Source organism: Acidithiobacillus sp. AMEEHan (genome assembly GCF_030996345.1).
GTDB lineage: Bacteria > Pseudomonadota > Gammaproteobacteria > Acidithiobacillales > Acidithiobacillaceae > Igneacidithiobacillus.
In genome coordinates, this window is record NZ_CP118747.1 from 2,003,522 (window position 1) to 2,023,887 (window position 20,366).

At 60.8% G+C, this 20,366-nt stretch carries 19 protein-coding genes and 1 pseudogene; 16 read left to right on the forward strand and 4 right to left on the reverse strand.

The features are described 5' to 3' along the window. Positions 1–7 precede the first annotated feature (7 nt). Positions 8–1,438, reverse strand: a complete 1,431-nt coding sequence (locus ORD17_RS10335) for a deoxyribodipyrimidine photo-lyase (protein WP_308388425.1) — start codon at positions 1,436–1,438, stop codon at positions 8–10. A gap of 120 nt (positions 1,439–1,558) precedes the next feature. On the opposite strand from ORD17_RS10335, the gene ORD17_RS10340 reads away from it, so the two are divergent. Continuing rightward, a complete protein-coding gene (locus ORD17_RS10340) occupies positions 1,559–2,194 on the forward strand; it encodes a phospholipase D family protein (protein ID WP_308388426.1) in 636 nt (211 codons plus the stop codon). Between the two features lies 1 nt (position 2,195). On the opposite strand, the gene glp is transcribed toward ORD17_RS10340, so the two are convergent. From glp to mobA, 3 genes are read right to left on the reverse strand one after another with little or no spacing between them, the layout of a single operon-like run. Beyond that, entirely contained in the window at positions 2,196–3,434 is a 1,239-nt protein-coding gene (gene glp, locus ORD17_RS10345; RefSeq protein WP_308388427.1) for a gephyrin-like molybdotransferase Glp, read from the reverse strand. Between the two features lie 4 nt (positions 3,435–3,438). Next, a complete protein-coding gene (gene mobB, locus ORD17_RS10350; protein ID WP_308388428.1) occupies positions 3,439–3,924 on the reverse strand; it encodes a molybdopterin-guanine dinucleotide biosynthesis protein B in 486 nt (161 codons plus the stop codon). After that, on the reverse strand, positions 3,921–4,526 hold the full coding sequence (gene mobA / locus ORD17_RS10355) for a molybdenum cofactor guanylyltransferase MobA (protein WP_308388429.1): 606 nt from the start codon (positions 4,524–4,526) through the stop codon (positions 3,921–3,923). The genes mobB and mobA overlap by 4 nt, the downstream gene beginning before the upstream one ends. An 82-nt stretch (positions 4,527–4,608) precedes the next feature. Between mobA and ORD17_RS10360 the strand changes: the two genes are divergently transcribed. The 15 genes and pseudogenes from ORD17_RS10360 to ORD17_RS10430 all read left to right on the forward strand — a co-directional run bounded on the left by ORD17_RS10360 (position 4,609) and on the right by ORD17_RS10430 (position 20,361). Continuing rightward, positions 4,609–5,124, forward strand: a complete 516-nt coding sequence (locus ORD17_RS10360; RefSeq protein ID WP_308388430.1) for a hypothetical protein — start codon at positions 4,609–4,611, stop codon at positions 5,122–5,124. Continuing rightward, positions 5,121–6,203 (forward strand): 3-isopropylmalate dehydrogenase, encoded by a 1,083-nt coding sequence (gene leuB / locus ORD17_RS10365; RefSeq protein WP_308388431.1) that lies wholly within the window; start codon positions 5,121–5,123, stop codon positions 6,201–6,203. Before ORD17_RS10360 ends, leuB begins: the two co-directional genes overlap by 4 nt. Continuing rightward, entirely contained in the window at positions 6,200–7,222 is a 1,023-nt protein-coding gene (locus ORD17_RS10370; protein WP_308388432.1) for an aspartate-semialdehyde dehydrogenase, read from the forward strand. The genes leuB and ORD17_RS10370 overlap by 4 nt, the downstream gene beginning before the upstream one ends. A 71-nt stretch (positions 7,223–7,293) precedes the next feature. After that, positions 7,294–9,579 (forward strand): FimV/HubP family polar landmark protein, encoded by a 2,286-nt coding sequence (locus ORD17_RS10375; RefSeq protein ID WP_308388433.1) that lies wholly within the window; start codon positions 7,294–7,296, stop codon positions 9,577–9,579. Between the two features lie 12 nt (positions 9,580–9,591). Continuing rightward, a complete protein-coding gene (gene truA, locus ORD17_RS10380) occupies positions 9,592–10,386 on the forward strand; it encodes a tRNA pseudouridine(38-40) synthase TruA (protein WP_308388434.1) in 795 nt (264 codons plus the stop codon). Between the two features lie 7 nt (positions 10,387–10,393). Then, positions 10,394–11,038, forward strand: a complete 645-nt coding sequence (locus ORD17_RS10385; protein ID WP_308388435.1) for a phosphoribosylanthranilate isomerase — start codon at positions 10,394–10,396, stop codon at positions 11,036–11,038. Positions 11,039–11,041: 3 nt separating this feature from the next. Next, positions 11,042–12,241: a tryptophan synthase subunit beta gene (gene trpB / locus ORD17_RS10390; RefSeq protein ID WP_308388436.1), complete on the forward strand. Its 1,200-nt coding sequence runs from the start codon at positions 11,042–11,044 to the stop codon at positions 12,239–12,241. After that, a complete protein-coding gene (gene trpA, locus ORD17_RS10395; protein ID WP_308388437.1) occupies positions 12,238–13,050 on the forward strand; it encodes a tryptophan synthase subunit alpha in 813 nt (270 codons plus the stop codon). Before trpB ends, trpA begins: the two co-directional genes overlap by 4 nt. Beyond that, positions 13,047–13,928 carry an acetyl-CoA carboxylase, carboxyltransferase subunit beta gene (accD, locus tag ORD17_RS10400; RefSeq protein ID WP_308388438.1) on the forward strand — a complete coding sequence of 294 codons (882 nt, stop codon included), beginning with the start codon at positions 13,047–13,049 and terminating at the stop codon, positions 13,926–13,928. The genes trpA and accD overlap by 4 nt, the downstream gene beginning before the upstream one ends. 16 nt (positions 13,929–13,944) lie before the next feature. Next, positions 13,945–15,219, forward strand: coding sequence for a folylpolyglutamate synthase/dihydrofolate synthase family protein (locus tag ORD17_RS10405; protein WP_308388439.1), 1,275 nt, complete (start codon positions 13,945–13,947; stop codon positions 15,217–15,219). Next, a complete protein-coding gene (locus ORD17_RS10410; protein ID WP_308388440.1) occupies positions 15,198–15,737 on the forward strand; it encodes a CvpA family protein in 540 nt (179 codons plus the stop codon). The genes ORD17_RS10405 and ORD17_RS10410 overlap by 22 nt, the downstream gene beginning before the upstream one ends. Next, positions 15,700–17,145: an amidophosphoribosyltransferase gene (gene purF, locus ORD17_RS10415; protein ID WP_308388441.1), complete on the forward strand. Its 1,446-nt coding sequence runs from the start codon at positions 15,700–15,702 to the stop codon at positions 17,143–17,145. Before ORD17_RS10410 ends, purF begins: the two co-directional genes overlap by 38 nt. Continuing rightward, positions 17,142–18,337: pseudogene (locus ORD17_RS10420) on the forward strand (O-succinylhomoserine sulfhydrylase). Before purF ends, ORD17_RS10420 begins: the two are co-directional and overlap by 4 nt. A gap of 63 nt (positions 18,338–18,400) precedes the next feature. Further along, positions 18,401–18,994: a CBS domain-containing protein gene (locus ORD17_RS10425; protein WP_308388442.1), complete on the forward strand. Its 594-nt coding sequence runs from the start codon at positions 18,401–18,403 to the stop codon at positions 18,992–18,994. 38 nt (positions 18,995–19,032) lie between these two features. Further along, positions 19,033–20,361 carry a hemolysin family protein gene (locus tag ORD17_RS10430; RefSeq protein ID WP_308388443.1) on the forward strand — a complete coding sequence of 443 codons (1,329 nt, stop codon included), beginning with the start codon at positions 19,033–19,035 and terminating at the stop codon, positions 20,359–20,361. Positions 20,362–20,366 lie beyond the last annotated feature (5 nt).

A 20,366-nucleotide genomic window follows, 5' to 3' on the forward strand; every position in this document is an offset into this window, starting at 1 on the left:
GAAATTGTTACGCGTTGTTTACGGGCTCCGTCTTGATCGCCGCAAAGGCGGCCAAGGCCCGTTCGCGGGCTAGGTGGTGGTCCACAAGAGGTAGCGGATAGTCTTGCCCGAGCTTGATGCCCTTCGTCTGCACTTGCTCCGGATCGCTCCACGGCGCGGACAACAGGTGGTCTGGCAGTGCGGCGAGTTCAGGCACCCAACGCCGCTGGTAGCGCCCGTCGCCGTCGAATTTTTGCGCCTGCAACACCGGATTGAAGACGCGAAAATACGGGGCGGCATCGGTGCCGCAACCCGCGACCCATTGCCAGGAGGCATTGTTGTTGGCCGGGCAAGCGTCGACTAGGGTATCCCAAAACCAGGCCGCACCCTGTTGCCATGGCAAGAGAAGATCCTTCACCAGAAAACTGCCCACGATCATGCGCACGCGATTGTGAATATAGCCGGTTTGCCAAAGCTCGCGCATGCCAGCGTCGACAATGGGGTATCCGGTCTGCCCATGCTGCCACGCGGCGCGCAGAGCCGCGTCATTCGACCAGGGAAACTGCGCAAATTCCGCGCGCAGCGGTGTATGGGGTAATTCGGGAAAATGATACAGGAGATGCCAGGAAAACTCGCGCCAGCCAAGTTCTGCCAAAAATTTATCGATCGGCCGGCGCAAATCGGGTTGTGCCGCAGCGACTTCCTGCAGGCGTTGCCAGATGCGCCGCGGGCTGATCTCGCCGTGCGCCAGGTGGGGCGACAGACGGGATACCTTTTCCGCGGCGGGATAATCGCGGCCCTCGGCATACTTAGCCAAGTTGTCCGTGATAAATCCCTCCAGACGCGCGATGGCACCTTCCTCGCCGGGTTGCCAGTGCTCAAGAAAACGGCTGGCCCAATCCGGAGCCTTTGGTTCCCAGCCCCAGCTATCGGGATCTGCGGAAGAGGGAAGGCGTGCGGCTGCCTGGGCCTGCTGCGGCTGCGCGAAGGGCGCGTCGACGGCGATGTCGCGTAGAAAACGTTTCCAGAATGGACTGAAGACCTTGTAGGGGGCGCCATCGCGCAGGAGCCTCCAGGGCTCACACAGGGTGTCACCGGCAAAAGATTCCGCCTGTACACCGCGTTCCCGCAGGACCTCCTTGAGGCGAGCGTCGTTGTCCCGTTGCCCTTTGGCGTAGCGTCGATTCCAGAGCACCGCCTCTGCACCGCTTTCGGCGACGAGTTCTGGAACCAACTCCAGACTGTTTCCTCGCCGATATATCAAGGGTAAAGCCAGATTCGCGAGCCGGGCCTCGAGCTTGTGCAGGCTTTGCCGCTGCCACCATTGGTAGGCCGCGCCCCGTTCGTCGATCGGGTCGCTCACAAACACGGGTAGTACCGGGCCGCGTGCCACCGCATGCGCAAAGGCGGGGTGATCATCGAGGCGCAGATCATTGCGAAACAAGACAATACTGGTCACGGAGCTCCCCCCAAGGCGATGACAGGCCACTACCCTACAAAGTTGTCTTGGTGCAAACAAGGCCTTGTCAATCCTGCGTCGGGCCGGGACAATGCCGCAAACTCGGTGGGGAGCGAAACCATGAAAACTCTGCGCAGGGTCGCGTTTTCCGTGATCTTGTTGGCGATGGCCTCCGGCACGTGTGCGGTACTGGCTCCGGCGGACTTGCAAGCGATGCTGCATTCCGCTGGCGAACAACTGCAGGAAGCCAGCGCAACCCTTCCGCCATCAGCGACAACGATTTCTGCCCAAGGTACGATCGAAGTGTCTTTTTCTCCGCCTCTCGGGACGACGGAGGTAGTCATCCGCGCCATGAATGAGGCGCAGCGGCGACTCTGGATCCAAGCCTACAGCTTTACCAGTGCGCCCATCGCCAAGGCGGCGTTGGCGGCGCAGAAGCGCGGGGTGGAGGTCCGGGTGCTATTGGATAAGAGTCAACGCACCCAGAAGTATTCCGAGGCCGATTTCTTCGCCAACCAGGGGGTCGATATCCGCATTGATGACCAGCATGCCATCGCCCATAACAAGGTCATGGTCATCGATGATGCTACGGTGATCACCGGCAGTTTCAACTTTACCAAGGCGGCGGAACAGGCCAATGCCGAGAATCTCCTGGTGCTGCGCGGGAATCCAGCCCTCAATGCCCTGTATGCGCAAAACTTCCTGCACCACTGGTCGCATTCGACGCCGTACTCGCCGCGACATGGACTGGATTGAATCAGACCATTCCTTCCAGCAGTTGCACATCGACCAGCGTACCGGCAGGTAGATCACCGCTCTCTGCCGGTATGATCAGAAAACACTCTGCCTGCGCCATACCGGTGAGAATGTGCGAGGACTGTGCCTTGACCGGCGCCACCTGCAGTCCATCCGGGCCCGCTAGCAGTCGGCCCCGCTGAAAATCGGTACGCCCCGGCTTCTTTTTGATGGGAGTGGCGCAAGGCAATCGCAGTCGCGGCGCCGTCCAGGGCGCACGACAGCCCATGCGTTTGCGCAAAGCCGGTGCGACGAACTGGTAGAAGGTGACAATGGTCGACACGGGGTTGCCGGGCAGGCCGAAAAAATCCGCCTGCCCGATGCGGCCAAAGGCCAGGGGCCGGCCAGGCTTCATGTTCATCTTCCAGAATTGCACGCTGCCCAGATTCTGCAGGAGTTCGGCAATGTAATCGGCATCGCCGACCGATACCCCACCACTGGTGATCAGAATATCGACATTGTTGCCGGCATGGCGCAAGGTATTGCCGATGCGCTCCGGATCGTCCGGCAAGCGACCGAGATCGATGGCCTCTGCACCCAGGCGGCGGAGCAGGGCGAGCAAGCTGTGGCGGTTGCTATCGTAGATTTCTCCTGCCTGCAGTGTACCGCCGACTGCCCGTAACTCGTCGCCGGTCGAAAAAAAAGCAACCCGTAGCCGCCGCAGAACCTCGACCTCGGCAACGCCGAGACTCGCCAACACGCCGATCTGACTGGGACGAAGCTGAGTACCGGCGGGCAGGGCGACTTCCCCTGGTGCCAGATCTTCCCCAACTCCCCGAATATTGGCACCCGGACGAAGCGGACTGGTGAAGTGGATGGTGTCGCCGTCCCGCTGCGTCTGTTCTTGCGCAACCACGGTGTCGCAGTCTTCCGGCAAGATGGCGCCCGTCATGATGCGGATGGCTTCTCCTGCCATGACCTTCCCGGCAAAGGGGTGACCGGCAAAGGAAGTGCCGACGACCCGCCGTGGCGTGTCTCCATCCGTGGAACGCAGTGCATAGCCGTCCATGGCGGAATTGGGCCAGGCCGGAATGGGGCTGCGGGCGATCTGATCCTGCGCAAGCACCCGGTCGAGGGCCGCGTCCAAGGACAGCCACTCGCTATCCCGCAGGGGGACGGAGGCGTCCAAAATGATTGCCAACGCTTCTTCGACACTTTTTGCTTTGGGATCGTGCTCGTTGTCCTCACAACAGACAGCCATATGCCTATTCTCCATACCAATGCAACAAAAACCGGGCGATCGCCGGCGGGTCATTCAAATCCAGGCAGGGTACGCCAATCTTCAAGGGAGTATCACTGGCCACGGCCAGTACTTCCTCGCCCGCACGCCAGCGCAAATCGCGGCCCAGTGCGGCGCGGTGCACCAGCAGGCGGGGAATCGGCCAGTCCCGATTGCCCTCGCTCAACACCAGATCCGGCACCGGCTGCAGGGTCGCCAGCATGGCTTGCCAGTCCTCGGGAGCTGCCGGACGGCTGAGATACCAGCGTTCTGGCCCTACCAGGAGGGTGGGCTCTGCCCCCGCCTGCTGCAGGCGCCAACTATCCTTCCCCGGCTCATCCCAACGGACATCGTGATGTGTTGCCTTGATTGCCGCCACGCGCAAGCCGGCCTCGCGAAGCAGAGGGACGATAGCGCAGAGCAGGGTGGTCTTCCCTGAACCGCTATATCCTATAATTGCCAACGTCTTCAAGCAATCGTTCCCTGGAGATCTTCGGGACGATTACAATTCAGGGTTGCCGCAGGGGCGAGGGGCAAGCGATGCTGGGGGATCTTGGCAAAGAATGCGCCAGCGCGACGCTCGCCGCTATCGAGGTAGTATTGTAACAAACGAGTGAGGCGGCGGTGCATCAGCCCGATGACGGGAATGGGGGCGTGTTCGTCCTCGGCCAGCACCAGGGGCACACCCTTGCGCCGCACCCAAAGCTGCCAGAGCAGGTCATCCGGCAATGCGGGCGCGTCGACGGGCACGAAGGCAAGCCAATCCTGCTGCGCAACCGCCAATCCCGCCAGCAGACCATGCAAGGGTCCGGGAAAACCGCTTTCCGCATCCGCCAGTACCGGATAGCCCAGCGCGCTATAGCGTTCCTGATTGCGATTGGCGCTGATCAGGATCTCCCGCGCATGCCGCTCCAACGGACGCAGGGAGTGGTGCAGCAAGGGGCGACCCTGGTACTCGACCCAGCCTTTGTCCTGTTGCTGCATGCGGCGTCCCGCGCCGCCGGCCAACAGTAGTCCGGTGAGGGGAAGCGTCCTGTGGTCGTTCGCTATTGCCATACCGCGATTCTCCGCCATTGTGCTATGCTTGCGCAATTTTCCGTGGAGCGATTGGCACGCAGTGGCAATTTGGGATTGGCTTACAGGGAAGGGGCAGAGCATGTCGCCGCGCGGGGCGGTGGTGGATGCCGGCGTGCCGCCGCAGGAGCGGGTGGACGAATTGCCTCTGCCGGAGCCCCTTTTCTATCTCCATCTCCGAGGCTTTGGGCAGTTGCCGGACCATCCGGAATTGCACCAGGCCATGCTGCGCTTTGCGACTCAGGCAGAATTCCTACGCCTGTTGCCACGGCAGAGCGCACGCAATTTTCTCGCGGCGCATCCGCAGCCGGCCATCGAGGAGAACACCCTGACGGTGTTTTTTCAGGTATTGTTTAGTGAAATCACCCGTCGTATGTATCTCGATGCGGCGCGTCAGCGTCCGGACGCCGTCGGTCTGCGCTTTACCCTGGCCAAAGCAGAGAGCGCTTCGCCTGCGGCGCAGACAATCGTGACCACGGATGCCCATGGCCTGGGCGCTGGCGTGTATCCTTTTACCCATGTTCCGGAAAACCCGGATCCAGGCACGGAAAATCCCTTCATCATTCGTATTCTCTACCGTAAGGATCTAGAAAAATGAAGAAAATTGCCTTTTTCCCAGGCGATGGCATCGGCCCTGAGATCAGTGCCGCAGCGCGCGCCGTCTTGGAGACCGTTGCCGAGCTGGCCGCCATACCGATGCAAATTGAAGAAGGGCTGGTCGGGGGCGCGGCCTTGGATCTTCATGACGATCCGCTTCCCGAGGTCTCCTTGCAACTTGCCAAAACCGCGGATGCGGTGCTGCTCGGGGCCGTGGGTGGCCCGCAATGGGATGCCCGTCCACCGGCACAACGCCCGGAACAGGGCTTGCTGCGTCTGCGCAAGGGACTCGATCTCTACGCCAATCTGCGTCCCGCGCAAATCTTCCCGCAGCTCCTCGCGGCTTCGCCTCTGCGCCCGGAGTTGGTGCAGGACGTGGATATCCTCGTGGTGCGTGAGTTGACGGGTGACATCTACTTCGGTCAGCCGCGGGGTATCGAAATGGTCAATGGACAACGGCGTGGCTTCAACACCATGGTCTATGACGAAGGCGAAATCCGCCGCATCGCCCACATAGCTTTTCGCGCAGCAGAAGGGCGTCGGCGCAAGGTTTGTTCCGTCGACAAGGCCAATGTCCTCGAGACCACACGCTTGTGGCGAGAGGTGGTCACGGAAGTTGCCAACGACTACCCGGACGTGGCCCTCGAGCACATGTACGTCGATAATGCCGCGATGCAGCTCATTCGCTATCCCGCGCAGTTTGACGTGCTGCTGACCGGCAACATGTTTGGTGACATCCTTTCGGATGAGGCGAGTCAGCTCACCGGCTCCATCGGTATGCTGGCGTCGGCGTCTTTGGGGGAGGGGCGCGGCATGTACGAACCCATCCATGGCTCGGCGCCCGACATCGCCGGGCAGGATAAGGCCAATCCTCTGGCAACGATCCTCTCGGTGGCGATGATGCTGCGTCATTCCTTGCAGCAGGAGGGGTGGGCACAGCGGATCGAGGTTGCGGTCAACAAAGTTCTCGATCAGGGCTACCGCACTGCGGATATCGCCAGCCCCGGCGAACCGGTGATCGGCACGCGTGCTATGGGCGAGGCAGTGGTGGCGGCATTGCGGGCAGGAGCTGCCGCATGAAGAAAAATGCCTATAGGGTAGCCATTCTCGGTGCCACTGGTGCGGTAGGAGAAGTCATGCGCGAGATTCTCGCCGAGCGCAATTTTCCGATCAGTGAGCTGTTTCTTTTGGCCAGCGAGCGCTCCGCCGGGGATACCCTGGATTTTGCCGGCAAGGCCGTGCGCGTGCGCGATGCAGCGACCTTCGATTGGGCGGGAGTAGATATCGGTCTGTTTTCGGCGGGTGCTGCGGCAAGTGAAATCTATGCCCCCAAGGCGGCTGCCGCCGGTGCTGTGGTCATCGACAATACCTCCCGCTATCGCTACGAGGAAGATATCCCGCTGGTGGTGCCCGAGGTCAATCCGCAGCGCATTGCCGATTACCGGGAACGCAACATCATTGCCAATCCCAATTGTTCGACCATCCAGATGCTGCTGGCGCTTAAGCCCATCGCGGATAGCGTCGGCCTGGAGCGGGTGGTGGTCTCCACCTACCAGGCAGTGAGTGGCGCCGGTAGCCGCGCCATACAGGAGTTGGGACGGCAAACCTTGGGTATTTTCAAGCAGGAAGAGGTTGCGCCGGCGGTATTCCCCAAGCGGATCGCCTTCAACTGTCTGCCACAGATCGATGTCTTTCAAGAGAATGGCTACACCAAAGAAGAAATGAAAATGCTTTGGGAGAGTCGCAAGATTCTCGAAATTCCCGATTTGCCTTTGAGTGCTACCTGTGTGCGCGTGCCGGTTTTCTATGGGCATTCCGAAGCGGTCAACGTGGTCACTCGAAAAAAGCTGAGTGCTGAAGAACTGCGTGCGTTGTTGCGCAACGCCCCTGGCGTGCAGATATGGGATGAGCGGGAGGCGGGTGGGTGGCCCACGGCATTGGATGCGGCTGGCAAGGATGCCACCTGGGTGGGGCGGATTCGTGAGGATTGCAGCCATGAGCGTGGGCTCAATTTTTGGGTGGTGGCCGACAACATCCGTAAAGGAGCGGCGTTGAACAGCGTGCAGATTGCAGAGATCTTGATTCGCGACTATTTATAATCGCGGGCAAACTGTCTGGCGGTGTAGATGATTCTGGCGCGACCTTGGTAATCGCCACGAAGGGGAGAAGGATGAACAAGAAAGATTGGATGCAGACTCTGCTTTCCTTGGGTCTTGTGTTACCGGGGGTTGCGCAGGCGATTGGCCTGGGAAACCTGGTGGTGCTGTCCGGGCCGGGCGAGCCATTCCGCGCGGAAATTCCCATTCATGGTGCTCATCCGAACCAGCTGTCGGATCTGAGCGCGCAACTTGCGGGCTCCGCCGCTTACGCCATGATCCATTTGCCATTTGCGCAGGCAACGCAGAGTTGGCAGTTCTCGGTGCGAGCCGGGGATTCGCCGGCCATTCTTATCAGCAGTCCGACACCGCTTGGTCCCGGGGCGACTCCCTTTCTGGTGCAGCTCAACTGGGCGGGTGGACAGATGGTTCGGGAATATCAGGCCTATCCTGGGACCTACAATGTGCCACAACAGACCGCGTTGCCTATGCCTGCGCCGTTGGCCAGCAGAACTCCGGCGGCAGCCGCGCCTAGTCCCAGCAGCAGTACGGGTTGGTCCAAGGCCAGGCACTATGGTCCGGTCCCCCAGGGGTCCTCTCTCTACCAGATCGCACAGCAATTGAACGGCAGTGCCCAAGTCTCGCAACAACAGGCCATGGCCGCCCTGTTCAGGGCGAATCCCGGGGCCTTTGTGCAGGGTGATCCCTCCCGGCTCCTCGCTGGCGTGATGCTGAAGGTACCGAGCATCCACGAGGTGCGCGCCCTGAGCCCGCTGCAGGCCGCAACGCTTCTGCATCGGAAGGAACAGGTGGCGCCGGTCACGGCCAAGGCACAGCCGACGGCATCAACCACTGCAGTAGCGGCACCCAGCGTATCGGCAACGCCTGTCGGTAGCCCCGGCAAGGTCGCGACAGCCCTGAGTCTGACCAGTGCTCCGGCGCTCTCTGCGGCAAAGAGTGCTGAACTTACTCCGGCGGTCGCTGGCTCTGCGGCGCCGGCAGTCGCGAATCCGGGCCAGGCGGAATTCGAGAGTTTGCAAAAATCGCTCAAGGGAGTCGAAACGCGTCTTGCAATTGCGCAGCAGCAACTGGCAGCGCAGACCATGGAAATCAGCAAGATGTCCCGCAACCAGGCGTCGAGCTTCCCGCCGTTGCTGTGGGTATCCCTAGGCGGCAACCTCCTCCTGCTGCTACTGTTTGTCTGGATGTATCGACGGCAGGAACAGGCCGCCAATCGACAACGAGAAATTTCGTCCAAGCTCACCGCTCTGGGGAGCGCGGCACGCAGCACGCCACCAGCAACCGCGGCGCCCACTCCCATACCAGCGCCATCACCGGTGGCTTCCCCAGCGGCAGAGGCCACGGCTTTTGCGCCTGTTATCACTCCCTGGGAAGGTCCGGCATCGACTCCGGTAGCGACGCCAGCGCCAGAAGTCTTGCCCGCCGCAGGCGTGGCGTATGCTGAGACGCATGCTGCTGCGCCAGAGGAATCTGCATCGGCTTCACCGGTGGCCGCAGGAGCACTGGAAATGGGGGATGATCGCGATGGTTTTGAGGTCGATCCCCTCGAGCAGGCTGATCTGTATCAAACCTATGGGAAAACGGAACAGGCCATCAATGTTTTGCAGGAGGCGCTGGAAAGTAATCCCCGTCGCCGCGAACTCTATGTGCGCCTGCTTACGCTGTATGCCGATGCTGATCGTCGCGGTGACTTCCTCGATCTTGCTGAGCGTATGCGCAGCCGCTTCGGGCCGAACAATCCCGATTGGCAGGAGATTGCCGCGAAAGGCCATGCGCTGTTTCCCGACAACGCTCTCTTCCGAGAAGAAAAGAGTGAGACGGCAGAGCATCCTGCTCCTGTGGCTTCGACGCCCGAGTTGCGAGAGCCTGAGTCAAGCCTGGAACCGTCGCGTGCCGCAGATACTGACAGCGAAAAATTGGATTTCGATTTCGCTTCCTGGGGAAATCAGGCGGAAACGCGGGAGTTGGAAGAAGAGCCAGCCTGGACCGATGCGCATCAAAAGATGCTGGACGAAATGAATGAACAGTTCCGTGCGCTGGATCAGGACACCCGACCTGCCTTACGTCTCGCCGACGATACGGAAACGGCCACGGACGAAAGGGCGCCTGCCTCGGTAGAGGAAACCCCACTGGTAGCCGCCGGGGAAGAGATGAGGCCACGGCAGGAGCAGATCGCCAATGCCGCAGATTGGGATGCCGTTGGCACCAAGCTGGATCTGGCGAAGGCCTATGTCGAAATGGGGGACAGCGAGGCAGCGCGTGAATTGCTCATGGAAGTGCAACGTGACGGTAATCCGGACCAGCAAGACGAGGCCATGAAACTACTCGCCAACGGGTGAACCGCGACGGGAATGGAATTTTCAGGGCAGCGTTGGGCCCTAGGTATAGAGTATGATGGCGCTGGGTTCTCCGGCTGGCAGTTGCAGGCTGGTCCGCGCACCGTTCAGGAAGAGCTGGAGCGGGCCTTGGCCAGTGTTGCCGGGCAGCCGATCCGGGTCAGTGTGGCCGGCCGTACCGATGCGGGGGTGCACGCCGTCTGCCAGGTGGTGCACTTCGATAGTCCGGTTGTCCGCCCAGAGATTGCTTGGGTGCGGGGTAGCAATCGGTTTTTGCCACGCGATGTCAGTGTTCTCTGGGCACGGGCCGTACCGCAGGACTTTCACGCGCGCTTCTCCGCTACGGGCCGAAGCTATCGTTATCTGATTCTCAATCGTCGCGAGCGGCCTGCTTTGGCTGCCAATCGAGCGACTTGGGTGCCGCAACTGCTTGATCATCTAGCGATGCAGGGAGCTGCCAATCGCTTGCTGGGTACTCATGACTTTTCTGCCTTTCGCGCCGCCGGCTGCCAGGCGAAAAATCCCGTGCGCAGCTTGCGCCGCCTAACGATCGAACGTCGTGGCGACTTGCTGATCGCGACCGTCGAGGCAAATGCCTTCCTGCACCATATGGTACGCAATCTGATGGGTACGTTGCTTTTCGTCGGACGGGGAGAACGTCCAGCCGACTGGGTAGCCGAGGTTCTGGCGAGTCGCGATCGTCGTTTGGCGGGAACGACCGCCCCGGCGGATGGCTTGTATTTCCTCCGTGCGGCATACCCTGACGAATACGCGTTGCCGGTCTGTAGCGATGTCCTTTTCGGAGCATAGGTAGGGTATGCAAGCACTTTACAGAAATCCAGTGCGCGTCAAGATCTGCGGTATTACTACGCCAGCCGACGCGCAACTCGCCGCGGTGGCGGGTGCAGATGCCATTGGGATGGTTTTTTATCCCCCGAGCCCCCGCAACGTAGCGATCACAGATGCACAGCAGATCCTCGCTGCTGTGCCGCCTTTTGTTACCCGTGTGGGTCTTTTCGTTAATCCGCAACGAGCCTGGGTAGAGGAAGTCCTGGCGGCCTGTGCCCTCGACATGCTGCAGTTTCATGGCGACGAAGAGCCGGAATTTTGCGCCGGTTTTCAGCGGCCCTACCTCAAGGTCCTGCGCGTGAGCGGGGAGTGTGATCTGCGTCCTTGGCGTGATCGTTTTGGCACGGCACAGGGTCTGCTTCTGGACAAGCGCGACGCACAGGTCTTCGGTGGTTCAGGACAGAGCTTTGCCTGGTGGCGGCTGCCGCAGGATCTGGGCATTCCCCTGATTCTGGCCGGTGGATTGCATCCGGAAAATGTTGCAACGGCGATCGATGTCGCCCGTCCCTACGCCGTGGATGTCAGCAGCGGAGTCGAGGTTTCGCCAGGACGCAAGGATCGTGGCAAAATGGAAAGATTCATTGCGCAGGCCCATGCGGCAAGAGAGGCATAGAGGATGGCGGCATATCAGCAACCCGATGAGCGGGGACATTTTGGCGACTATGGCGGACGTTTCGTCGCCGAGACCTTGATCCCCGCCCTCGACGAACTGCAGCAAGCCTATATAGCTGCGCAGGGGGATCCCGAGTTCCAGGCCGAGCTGCACAGCGAATTGCGGCAGTTCGTCGGTCGGCCCAACCCGCTCTACCATGCGCAGCGTCTTTCCAGCGAGATTGGCGGCGCGCAGATCTATCTCAAGCGCGAGGATCTCAACCATACCGGTGCGCACAAAATCAACAACGCCGTGGGGCAGGCGCTGCTCGCACGGCGCATGGGCAAACGGCGCCTGATCGCCGAGACCGGGGCCGGGCAGCACGGCGTCGCCACGGCGACGGTGGCCACCCGTTATGGCATGGATTGCGTGGTATACATGGGAGAGGAAGACATTCAGCGCCAATCGAGCAATGTCTATCGTATGCGCCTGCTCGGCGCCCAGGTCGAAGCCGTGCGTAGCGGCTCCCGCACCCTCAAGGATGCCCTGAATGAAGCCCTGCGCGACTGGGTAAGCAATGTCGAGGACACCTTCTATGTCATCGGCACCGTGGCGGGCCCGCACCCATATCCGCAGATGGTGCGCAATTTCCATCGGGTCATCGGCGACGAAGCGCGGGCCCAGTGTCTGGAACTCACCGGCCGCCTGCCGGATGCCTGCGTTGCCTGTGTGGGTGGCGGCAGCAATGCCATGGGTCTGTTTTACCCCTTCATCGACGACCAGACCGTGCGTCTGATTGGCGTGGAGGCGGCGGGGCTGGGTCTGGCGACGGGCAAACACGCCGCGCCGCTCTCGGCGGGTCGTCCTGGCGTTTTGCACGGCAACCGGACCTATTTGATGACCGACGAGAACGGGCAAATCGAAGCGACCCATTCCATTTCTGCAGGGCTGGATTATCCCGGAGTGGGACCAGAACATGCTTACCTCAAGGATACGGGGCGCGCGGAATATGTCGCGGTCACCGACGCTGAAGCGTTGGCCGCCTTTCACCGTCTGAGCCGCGTCGAAGGCATCATCCCCGCGCTGGAAACCTCGCATGCGCTCGCCTATGCCCTCGGGCTCGCAGCCAGTATGCGTCCTGAGCAGAGCATCGTGGTCAATCTTTCCGGGCGTGGCGACAAGGACATTCACACCGTTGCGGCCCTGGAGGGCATTCACCTATGAGCCGCTTGGCAGCCATGTTTTCACGCTTGCAGGAATCTCATCATACCGCCCTGATTCCCTTCCTGACCGCTGGCGACCCCAGCAGCACCGGCGTTGTTGCGCTGTTGCACGGCCTGGTGCAGGCGGGTGCGGATGCCATCGAACTGGGCGTGCCCTTTTCCGACCCGATGGCAGATGGTCCGATCATTCAGGGTTCGAGCGAGCGGGCTCTGGCACGTGGCGTGAGTTTGCGGCAAGTGCTGGCGTGGGTACGCGAGTTCCGGCGGGGAGATGCCAAGACCCCCATCATCCTCATGGGCTACCTCAATCCCATTGAGATCCTCGGCATGCGGCGCTTTGCTGAAGAGGCGGCGGATGCCGGGGTCGATGCCGTGATTGTGGTAGACCTGACCCCCGAAGAGGCAGAGACGGATAGCTCGCTACTGCGCCAGGCGGGTATCGACCCGGTTTTTCTGCTGGCTCCCACCAGTGGCCCGCAGCGGGTTGCTGCGGTCAAACGTCTGGGTAGCGGCTTTGTCTATTATGTTTCCCTGCGCGGTATCACTGGTGCGCAACAGCAGGATTGGGACGAGGTGGTCACTCGGGTAACGGAACTGCGAAGCGAACTGGCGATGCCCATGGCTATTGGTTTTGGCATCCGTGATGCGGCGACGGCCAAGCGCCTCGCTGGCAATACGGATGCGGTCGTGATCGGCTCGGCGCTGGTGCAGCTCCTGCAGCAGGCCAAGGATGACCAGGACGCGCTGCGCCTAGCCAGCGAGTTTCTGGCGCCCATCCGCGCAGCCCTGAATGAGGAGCCTGGCGAATGAACTGGTTCAGCCGCGTTTTGCCGCCCAAAATCAATAAAAAAGTGCCAGAGCAGGAAGCAGCTGAAAGCAAGCGCTCCGTACCAGAGGGACTGTGGTCCAAATGTTCTACTTGCCAGGCCGTTCTCTATCGTAGCGAGCTCGAAGAAAACCAGCATGTATGCCCCCATTGTGGGCAGCACCATCGACTCACGGCACGACAACGTCTGCAATATTTCCTTGATCCCGAGCCGCGCCTCGAGATCGGTGCAGACTTGCTTCCGGTCGATCCACTCCGCTTCAAGGATCAAAAGCGGTACAAGGAGCGGTTGCAGGAAGCACAGCAGAAGTCGGGCGAGAAGGATGCCTTGGTGGTCATGCGGGGCTTGCTGGAAGGGCAACCGGTAGTTGCCGCCGCCTTTGCCTTTGAATTCATGGGCGGCAGTATGGGCTCAGTGGTCGGGGCACGCTTCGTCAAGGCGGCCGAGACTGCTCTGGTGGAGCGCTGTCCGCTCATCTGCTTTAGCGCCAGTGGCGGCGCACGGATGCAGGAGGGACTGCTATCCCTAATGCAGATGGCCAAAACTGCCGCCGTCATCGAGCGCTTGGGGAAAGCGCGGATTCCTTTTATCTCGGTACTTACTGATCCCACCATGGGTGGTGTTTCGGCGAGTCTGGCGACGCTGGGCGATATCCTGATTGCCGAGCCCAACGCCTTGATCGGTTTTGCCGGGCCGCGGGTGATCGAACAAACCATTCGCGAAAAATTGCCCGAGGGTTTCCAGCGCGCCGAATATCTGCTCGAGCATGGGGCCATCGATCAAATCGTTGACCGACGCCAACTGCGCTCCAGCATTGCCCGTCAGATCGGTATGCTGATGCAGGCAGAGCACTCCGCTTGATGCGGGGATGCACGGCATGACCGATGCAGAGGATGCCGAATCGCTGCTGGTGCGTCTGGTAGGCCCCGCACAGCGGATCGAACTCGGCCTGGACAGAATGCGCGCCGCCATGGAACACCTCGGCATCCCCGAAAATCTGCCATTTCCCGTGATCACGATTGCAGGCACCAATGGCAAAGGCTCGGTGTTGGCCTATCTGGAAGCCCTATATCGGCAGTCTGGCTACCGCTGCGTCGCGTATTCCAGTCCGCACATCTGGCGCTTTGTCGAACGTCTCCGGGTGTCCGGCGCACCCTTGCCCGATCAGCGTTGGCAAGAAAAATTCGCGGCACTTGCCTCTCTAGCAGAGGAAATACCGCTCACCTACTTCGAATTGAGTACCCTTGCGGCGTTATCGCTCTGTATGGAAGAGGCGCCGGATCTGGCCATCCTCGAAGTGGGCCTTGGCGGGCGTCTCGATGCCGTGAATGCGATAGATGCGGATATCGCCATCATCACTTCGATCGATCTCGATCATCAGGCGCTGCTCGGCCCGGATCGTGAGAGCATCGGCCGGGAAAAAGCCGGTATTCTGCGTCGCGAACGTCCCGTGATTTACGGTGATCGGGAATCCCCCTGCACAAGTGTTTTGACTGCCGCGGATCAGCTCGGCGCACCGCTGTATTTGCTCGGACGGGACTTTGATCTGGATTCCGAAGGCCACTGGCGGGGGAATGGGCTCCGGATTGCGGCACCGCCGCCGATCTCAGACAGCGTAGTGCAGCGGAACAATCTGGCACTCGCCTTGGCGGCTGTTTACCAATTGCGCGCAAGATTGCCGCAGGCCTGGCCGCCAGCAGAGCGGTGGCGCTTTGCTCCTAAGCTCGTGGGTCGCAGCCAGTGGCTCCGGCCGTGGGGCGAGAGCAGGCCGCGGCTTTTGGTGGATGTCGCCCACAATCCCCAGGCGGTCCGCGCGCTGGCCGAGACCTTGGCGGGGCAATCCGGGCGGATCATGGCCTGTTGGGGCATGATGGCGGACAAGGATCTTTCCGCCAGCGTTGCGTCTCTACGCGCCAAGGTCGACGCCTGGGCGTTGCTGGCGATGCCGGATCTGCCCCGCGCAGCTTCCCCTGCGCAGTTGCGCGCGCAATTACCGGGTGCGGATGTCCGTTGCGAAATATCGTTAATCGACCTTCCCGAACTCTTGCAGCGCTGGGCCGAGGAGCTCAGTGGCGCGGACGTTCTGCTCTGTTTCGGCTCTTTCCATGTTCTGGCGGCGCTGCCGTCGGAATGGTTCGACAACGCCTCATGACCTGGCTCGACGTGGCAGTCGTTGCGGTCTTTCTGCTCAGCGCTCTGTGGGGCGTGGCCCGTGGGATGATACGCGAATTCTTCGCCGTAGTGGGTTGGGTGGGCGGCGTGTACGTTGCCTGGCGCTGGGGCCAAACTCTGGTGGCCCCGCTGCTGGTGGGGCGTCTACCCGCCGAGTGGGTGTATCCGGTCGCGGATTTTGTCCTGTTCTTTCTGGTTCTTGCAGCGGCTACTGTGCTCTCCTTCGTAGTTCGGGGAATGCTGTATAGCGTTGGCTTCAGTATCCCCGATCGCGTGGTCGGCGGAGTGTTTGGCCTGCTGCGTGCTGCCGCCATCGTTGCGCTTGTGGTACTTTTGGCCCAGAGTTTTCACTTGGAGAATGCGGCCTGGTGGCGTCAGTCCTGGCTTGGGCAAGCGCAGGTCGAAGATCTAGCGCATTCGGTGACGGCACCGGCGGTATCTTTTTGGGAGTTGCACACACGTGAAAAAAGCGTTGCCCCAGTTGTCAGTACTCGATGATGATCACTTCCATGATGAGTGTGGCGTCATCGGGGTGTTTGGTCATCCGGAAGCGGCCAATCTTGCCTATTTGGGTCTGTATGCCCTGCAACATCGTGGTCAGGAGTCTGCGGGTATTGTCGCCGCGGAGGAAGGAAAACTGCGCAGCCACCGCGGGATGGGGCGAGTGGCCGATGTTTTCGGTAGCAAAGAGCTTGGTAAGTTACCCGGTACGCAGGCCATCGGCCATGTCCGTTACTCCACGGCGGGCGGTTCGGTACTGCAGAATACGCAGCCGCTATTCATCAATTATCGTTACGGTTCTTTTGCGGTTGGCCACAATGGCAATCTGGTGAATGCCCTGGAGCTGCGTAATCGTCTCGAGCAGGATGGCGCGATCTTCCATACCGACATGGATACGGAGGTGATCGTTCATCTCCTGGCTCGGGTGCCCGGCAAGGACGCCGGAGAACGCCTGAGTGCCGCTCTGCAGCAGGTATCCGGCGCCTACTCCTTGGTCTGTCTGACCGAAACCCGCCTGATCGGGGTGCGCGATCCGATGGGCTTTCGTCCTCTGGTGCTGGGTCGCCTCATCGACTCCGGCGGTTTCGTCTTAGCGTCGGAGACCTGTGCCCTCGATCTCATGGGCGCGGAATTCGTGCGGGATGTGGCCCCGGGGGAGATGGTCATCATCTCCGCTTCTGGTATCGAAAGTCGCCAGGCTTTGCCGGAGACGGCGCGCCGCATGTGTATTTTCGAGTACCTGTACTTTGCCCGTCCCGACAGCGTGCTCGACGGCATCCATGTCTACTCGGCGCGCAAGCGTATCGGGCGCGTCCTCGCGCGTCTGCATCCCCGCGATGCGGATATCGTGGTGCCGGTGCCAGACTCTGGTGTCGCGGCGGCCATGGGGTACGCCGAGGCCTCGGGCCTCTCCTTCGAACTCGGCTTGATCCGCAACCATTATGTTGGCCGCACCTTCATTCAACCGGCACAGCGCGGACGTGATTTCGGCGTTCGCGTCAAGCTCAATGCGCAGCCAGAAATTCTCAAGGGCAAACGCGTGATTCTGGTGGATGATTCCATCGTGCGCGGTACCACCAGTGCCAAGATTGTCCATCTAATACGCGCAGCCGGCGCCAGGGAAATCCATTTCCTGTCGAGTTCTCCGCCAACCACCGGCCCCTGTTACTATGGCATCGATACGCCGGACCGGGCGCAGCTCATTGCGGCACAGCACAGCGTGGAGGAAATTTGCAAAATGATTGGTGCTGATAGTCTGGGGTATCTAACGGTGGATGCCCTCTACGAAGCCGTGGGTAGTCGCGAGTTGGGTTTTTGTGATGCCTGTTTCAGCGGTGATTACCCTATTCCCGTGCCCCATCCGGGCAAAGGCCACCAATTGCATCTACTGAAGGATCTACGATGAAGGACGAAGACTGGCTGGCAGGTCTGCACCCAGAAACCTTGGCGATTCGCGCGGGCACGCACCGCACCGCGGAGGGGGAACACTCCGAGGCGATATTCCCAACCTCCAGCTTTGTTTTTGCCTCTGCTGAGGAGGCCGCCGAACGTTTCGCCGGTCGTGAGGCGGGTAACATCTACGCTCGCTTCACCAACCCCACTACCCGCGTCCTCGAGGAGCGCCTGGCAGCCCTGGAAGGGGCGGACGACTGCATTGCCACCGCTTCCGGGATGGCCGCTTGTCTCACGGCATTCATGGGTTCGCTGCAGGCCGGAGACCACATCGTTGCCTCGCGTTCGCTTTTCGGTACCACGGTGCAGCTGCTGCAAAAGATCCTGGCGCGCTTTGCCGTCGAGACGACCTTTGTGCCGCTCACCGATCTCGCCGCCTGGGAAGCGGCTATCCGCCCCAATACGCGAATGTTGTTTCTGGAAACCCCCTCGAATCCCCTGACCGAGGTCGGTGATCTAGAGGCATTGGCGCGACTGGCGCACGCCCATGGTGCCCTGCTGGTGGTCGATAACTGTTTCTGTACCCCGGTCCTGCAGCAGCCCATGCGCTGGGGGCAGATCTGGTTTTGCATTCCAATACCAAGTACATCGACGGACAGGGGAGAACCCTGGGCGGTGCCGTGTGTGGTCGGCGCGAACTGATGGATGGACCGCGGAATTTTCTGCGCACTGCCGGCCCCAGCCTCAGTCCTTTCAATGCCTGGGTGCAACTCAAGGGGCTGGAAACCTTGTCGCTGCGCATGGAGCGCCACTGTGCCAATGCCAAGGATCTGGCGGTCTGGTTGCAGCGTCTGCCGGAAGTGGAAAAGGTGTATTACCCGGGACTACCGGAGCACCCGCAGGCCGACCTGGTGCACAAGCAGCAACGTCTGCCGGGAGGCATCCTTTCTTTTGTGCTGCGCGGTGGACAGCCGGCAGTCTGGGCCTTGATGGATCGTCTGCGGATCTTTTCGCGCACGGCCAATCTGGGAGATGCCAAAAGCACGGTAACCCATCCTGCCAGTACCACCCACAGCCGGGTGAGTGCAGAAGAACGCCAGGTGACGGGCATCGAGGATGGCTTGCTGCGCTTGAGTGTCGGCCTGGAACATGTGGATGATCTGCGGGAAGATCTGCGGCGCGCCTTGGCCGACTTGCCGCGTTGATTTTTTCCGCTATGCTCAAATCAGGAACAGCTCGTCGGGAGCTCGCTACAGGAGAAAAATAACATGACCAAATTTCGCCCCCTACAGATTCGTCAATTGCAGCTCGATACGCAGCTGACCTATTTCGACAATGGCCTCCCCGTCCATGTCTCTCTGGAGGACAGTGCGCTGAAAGTCATGACCGACCTGCGGCGCGTACCAGCGGTCAGCGTGCATCCGGAATCTACCGTCGATGCCGCCCTGCAGCGCATGGTGCACAGTGGTGTTCGTCTGCTCTTCGTTCTCGATGCCATGGGCGAACTGGTCGGTATGATCACTGCCCGTGACCTCATGGGGGAAAAGCCCGTGCGCATCGCCGCGCAGGAACAGATCCAGCGGGATCAGGTAAAAGTGGGTGACATCATGATCCGCCGGGGACAGATCGAGGTGCTCGACTTCGATGAGGTCAGTCGCTCTTCGGTCGGCGACCTGGTGCTCACCATGAAGCAAATGGGGCGGCAGCATGCCCTGGTGGAAGAGAAAGCCGGGCAGCCGCAGGTCCGTGGCGTTTTCTCTCTGAGTCAAATCGCGCGCCAGCTGGGTGTGCAGATCGAGACCGGTGGTGCGGTGCAGAGTTTCAGTGAGCTGGAGAAGTTGCTCGTCCATCATGAAAGTTGACCGAAGTCGCGGACTCGGGCAGGAAGAGGCCGTTCTTCGTGCCTGAGTCCCTGGCGCTGCTGGTAGCGCTTGTCCTGATCCTGATCAACGGTTTTTTTGTGGCGGCGGAGTTCGCGCTGGTTCGCCTGCGCGGCACGCAAGTCCACACCCTCGCGCGTGAGCATGCCTGGCGCGGCAAAGTGCTGATGCGTATTCACCGCCATCTGGATATCTACCTTTCCACCACGCAACTCGGTATCACTCTCGCTTCCCTGGCCCTGGGCTGGATTGCCGAACCCGCAGTCGCCCGGCTCCTGTATCCCTTTTTTCAAGCCCTGGGCATACGGTCGGCAGCGCTCGTGGAGTCCAGCTCTTTCACCCTGGCCTTTGTTCTGGTTGCCTTTGCTACCATCATCCTCGGCGAGCTGGCGCCTAAATCTCTCGCGATCCGCCGGGCAGAAAAGATTTCCTTGTGGACGGCTCTACCGCTCTATGTCTTTTATTGGACGCTATATCCGGCGATTGCCCTGCTCAATGGTGCTACCCGGCTGGTGCTGCGCGCTTGTGGCCTATCTCTGGCGAGGGAGCATGGCGATGCCCCACATAGCCGAGATGAAATCGCCATGATCCTTGCCATCAGCCAAGCGCAGGGCGTTCTGGGTAACCGCACCGGGGATATTCTCGAGCGTGCACTGGACTTTCATGAATTGACCGCGGGGGATCTGGCACGACCGGCGGCAGATATGGTCTGCCTCATGGATGGTGCCCCTGCAGAAGAGACCCAGCGCACCCTGTTGCGCTACCGGTATACGCGTTTCCCGCTTTGCGCCGGGGATCGCCAGCACGTGCGTGGTCTGGTCCATGTCAAGGATCTCCTGCCCCTCCTTCTGCGGGAGCGAGACAGACTCGATCTCCGGCGGGTAGCCCGGCCATTGCCAGCGGTTTCCCGGGATTTACCAGCCATGGAACTGCTGGCGCACTTTCGTTCTGGACAGCCGCATTTTGCCTTGGTCACCGACGAATTGGGTACGATCACCGGCTTCGTCACCCTGGACCATGTGCTGGAGGCCTTGTTGGGGAGGATTCCGGATGAATTTCGTCATCGCCATCAGGATTGGCAGCCGCAAGCGGACGGGTCATGGATTGGTACTGGCAGTCTCTCGATTTATTCCCTGGAACAGCTTCTCGACCATGACATCGATGAGGCAGGCGATGCCGACAGCATCGGCGGACTCCTGATGCAGCGTCTGGACCGTTTGCCAGAAGAGGGCGAGCGGGTCGAATTTCGCGACTTCGATGCCCTGGTCCTGCGGCGTGAAGGGCCTCGTATTGCCTCGTTGCAGATTTTCCCGCATCCTGCCGCGGATTCTGAGGAATGGTTTGCCTGAGTGAC

Bases quoted from the DNA above. Each gene is read 5' to 3' on its own strand.
- ORD17_RS10340 (WP_308388426.1), top strand. From the start codon at position 1,559: ATGAAAACTCTGCGCAGGGTCGCGTTTTCCGTGATCTTGTTGGCGATG.
- glp (WP_308388427.1), bottom strand. From the start codon at position 3,434: ATGGCTGTCTGTTGTGAGGACAACGAGCACGATCCCAAAGCAAAAAGT.
- mobA (WP_308388429.1), bottom strand. From the start codon at position 4,526: ATGGCGGAGAATCGCGGTATGGCAATAGCGAACGACCACAGGACGCTT.
- ORD17_RS10360 (WP_308388430.1), top strand. From the start codon at position 4,609: ATGTCGCCGCGCGGGGCGGTGGTGGATGCCGGCGTGCCGCCGCAGGAG.
- leuB (WP_308388431.1), top strand. From the start codon at position 5,121: ATGAAGAAAATTGCCTTTTTCCCAGGCGATGGCATCGGCCCTGAGATC.
- ORD17_RS10370 (WP_308388432.1), top strand. From the start codon at position 6,200: ATGAAGAAAAATGCCTATAGGGTAGCCATTCTCGGTGCCACTGGTGCG.
- ORD17_RS10375 (WP_308388433.1), top strand. From the start codon at position 7,294: ATGAACAAGAAAGATTGGATGCAGACTCTGCTTTCCTTGGGTCTTGTG.
- truA (WP_308388434.1), top strand. From the start codon at position 9,592: ATGGAATTTTCAGGGCAGCGTTGGGCCCTAGGTATAGAGTATGATGGC.
- ORD17_RS10385 (WP_308388435.1), top strand. From the start codon at position 10,394: ATGCAAGCACTTTACAGAAATCCAGTGCGCGTCAAGATCTGCGGTATT.
- trpB (WP_308388436.1), top strand. From the start codon at position 11,042: ATGGCGGCATATCAGCAACCCGATGAGCGGGGACATTTTGGCGACTAT.
- trpA (WP_308388437.1), top strand. From the start codon at position 12,238: ATGAGCCGCTTGGCAGCCATGTTTTCACGCTTGCAGGAATCTCATCAT.
- accD (WP_308388438.1), top strand. From the start codon at position 13,047: ATGAACTGGTTCAGCCGCGTTTTGCCGCCCAAAATCAATAAAAAAGTG.
- ORD17_RS10405 (WP_308388439.1), top strand. From the start codon at position 13,945: ATGACCGATGCAGAGGATGCCGAATCGCTGCTGGTGCGTCTGGTAGGC.
- ORD17_RS10410 (WP_308388440.1), top strand. From the start codon at position 15,198: ATGGTTCGACAACGCCTCATGACCTGGCTCGACGTGGCAGTCGTTGCG.
- ORD17_RS10425 (WP_308388442.1), top strand. From the start codon at position 18,401: ATGACCAAATTTCGCCCCCTACAGATTCGTCAATTGCAGCTCGATACG.